The 2,592-nt window shown below is 69.8% G+C and carries 2 protein-coding genes and 1 pseudogene; 1 reads left to right on the top strand and 2 read right to left on the bottom strand.

What is annotated here, in order from left to right; genetic code table 11:
* Positions 1-94: 94 nt before the first annotated feature.
* Together KILIM_RS25255 and KILIM_RS25545 are read right to left on the bottom strand one after the other, a co-directional pair.
* Positions 95-475 carry a beta C-S lyase family protein gene (locus KILIM_RS25255; RefSeq protein ID WP_006594918.1) on the bottom strand — a complete coding sequence of 127 codons (381 nt, stop codon included), beginning with the start codon at positions 473-475 and terminating at the stop codon, positions 95-97.
* 179 nt (positions 476-654) lie between these two features.
* Positions 655-1,758: pseudogene (locus tag KILIM_RS25545) on the bottom strand (aminotransferase class I/II-fold pyridoxal phosphate-dependent enzyme); the annotation flags it as partial.
* 142 nt (positions 1,759-1,900) lie between these two features.
* On the opposite strand from KILIM_RS25545, the gene KILIM_RS21720 reads away from it, so the two are divergent.
* Entirely contained in the window at positions 1,901-2,482 is a 582-nt protein-coding gene (locus KILIM_RS21720) for a CGNR zinc finger domain-containing protein (RefSeq protein WP_006594916.1), read from the top strand.
* Positions 2,483-2,592 lie beyond the last annotated feature (110 nt).

The following is a 2,592-nucleotide window of genomic DNA, read 5'->3' as shown; positions in this document are numbered from 1 at the left end:
TACGTCGGCGCTGTGCGTCGCTCAGAGGGGCGCTTTGGAGCGCTGACCCATGAGCGGATGCTGAGTGCCCAACTCGCGACCGGAAGATCGTGCGCTACAGGTTGTCCTGTCCGCCGGTGTAGGCGCGGGCCGGATCCGGCGCACCCGCGACGAGTGGGCCGTCGCCCCGCGCGGCCGCGGCGAGGGCGGTGTCGATCCGGCGCAGGATCTCGCGCAGGTTGCCTTCGCTGGTGGCGAGGTTGAGGCGCGCGTAGGCGCCGGCGTCACCGTCCACGCCCTGAACGAACTCCGGTCCCGCGCTGAGCAGAACCCGCCCCAGGTGGCGCAAGGCGCCCGCCGCGTCGTCCGCGATCTCGGTGCCGGAGAAGTCGATCCACGCGAGATAGGTGGCCTCCGGACTGTGGTGCCGCAACGGGTAGGCCGAGGCGTCGACCCAGTCACGCACGATGCTCCGGTTGGCCTCGAGGCGCTGCATGAGTTCTCTGTGCCAGGGCTCGCCGTCGGCCCAGACGGCCGCCGTCGCGCGCTTACCCAGGGTGCTGGGAGTGCCGTAGAGGTCGATCGGGGCCGCCGCCCACTCCTGCCACAGCGCGTCCGGTCCGACGTGGCCACGGCGCAGCGCAGCCCCGCGATGTTGAACGTCTTGGTCGCCGAGGTTGCCGTCACGGTTCGGGCGGCCGCGTCGTCGCTGATGGAGGCGAAGGGCAGGTGACGGGCACCGGCATAGACGAGATCTGCGTGGATCTCGTCGCTGAGTACCACGGCATCGAGTGCGCTCGCCGCGTCAGCAACAGCCTCCAGTTCTTCTGGCGTCAGCACCCGACCCGTCGGGTTGTGCGGGTTGACGAGAACGATCAGCCGGGTGCCGGCGGCCGACAGCCGTGCCGCCAGATCCGTTGTGTCGAAGCGCCATCCCGCGGCGGTGTCGCGCATCGGGATCGGCACGATCCGTCGCCCGGCCCGCGTGATGCTCGCCAGGAACGGCGGGTAGGCCGGCACATGGATCGCGACGCCGTCGCCGGGTGCGGTGCTCGACTCGATGACCAGTTGGAGGATCTGCAGCAGATCCGTGAAGACCCGGGTGCGATCAGTGCTTGGTCGCCACCCGAAGCGGTCCGCCATCCGCCGCTCGAAGGCGCGGACCACCGGATCACCCTCCGCGAACCACGGGTAGCCGAAGTCCTCGTGCGCCAGAGCGTCAGCGACCACGTCTCGCACCGCGCTCGGCACTCCGAAGTCCATGTCTGCGACCCAGGCGGGCAGTACGTCTGGCTCGACGATGCCCCACTTGACGCCGGCCCCGGAGCGCAACCGGTCCTCGTCGACGGGTGCCAGCTGACTCGACCGAGGGTGGTCGCGGCGCAGGATGTCGCGCATCAGCTCCATCTGACCGTGATGTTGGGCGAGCTCCTCATAGACGTGTTGGAGCGCCGCGCCCTGGGTCAGTTCGCGGTCCGGCCCCTGAAAGCTGCCGGGCGGCTGGGCGCGCAGGGGCGCCTCAGGCTCGGCGGTCGCAACGTCCGCGGCGAGCTGCTCGCTCGTGCGCTGCGCACGGTCCACGAGCGGCGCGACGGCACCCGTCGCGCGGAATTCGGCCTCCCGGTCTCGCTCGACCAAGCGACCCGCAACGAACCCGCCGGCCCAGGCCTCGACGACCCCGAGGCAGTGGTTCAGCAGGGCGTACGGCGAGTTTGCGCCGGGTAGGTCTGGGGTGGTGTTGGCGAGGTCGTCGCCGAGTTCGACGACTATGCCGGTCATGCCGTCGAGGGCGCGGCGCGCGAAGTAGAGGTAGTCCTCGGTCGAGATCATCATGGTCGCTCCTTGGCCAGCCAGGCTGTCGTCACCGGTTTGAATGGTGACGATCCTTGCATCACGAGGCGTCACCGGTCAAGATGGTGACGTGAGCTTCTCCTTCGTCAGCGACAATCTCGCGCTCGACCTCGCCGGAACCCGCAAGTGGCGTCGCCGCACCGAGCCCGAGGAGCTGCTCGGCGGACCCTCCGACCTAGGGGCCTGGCTAGAGCAGAGCGGCGTTATCGATGCGGCCTCGACCATCACGGAGGGCGATCTGTATGACGCCGTCCGCCTTCGTGAGGCGGCGTACCGCGCCTTCGGGGCGCGGGCGGTCGATGCCGTTATCGACGCGGCGGATATCGAGACACTCAACGACTTTGCCGCCCCGGCGCCGGCCGGAATCTCGTGGCACGGGGGCGCCCTTCACCGCTCGGGCGACGTCACCGCTGCCCTGTCCGACGTCGCGCGGTCAGCCCTGTGCCTGCTCGGCGAAGCAGCCGCCGTGGTGAAGCAGTGCCAGGGTGCGGACTGCACGCGCCTGTTCGTCGACCGCTCGCGCGGTCGCCGGCGCTGTTGGTGCGGCATGGAGGAGTGCGGAAACAAGGCCAAGGCCGCGTCCTACCGAGCTCGTCGTCGAAACGCCGCTACCCGAACCGGCAGCGGTAGCCAATCCCGCCGACTTCGGTGACGTCACCGCAGTTGTGCCCGACGGGTCGAACTAGCGCTCCAGCGGATCCTCCCTCACGGCGCAGCGGATCCTGGTTCTCACGGGCAGTTCGCGACGTCCGCCCCGGCTTC

The sequence above is a fragment of the Kineosphaera limosa NBRC 100340 genome (assembly GCF_000298215.1).
Classification (GTDB): domain Bacteria; phylum Actinomycetota; class Actinomycetes; order Actinomycetales; family Dermatophilaceae; genus Kineosphaera; species Kineosphaera limosa.
The sequence above is the reverse complement of the archived record's forward strand: the minus strand, read 5'-3'. Positions and strand labels throughout refer to the sequence as shown.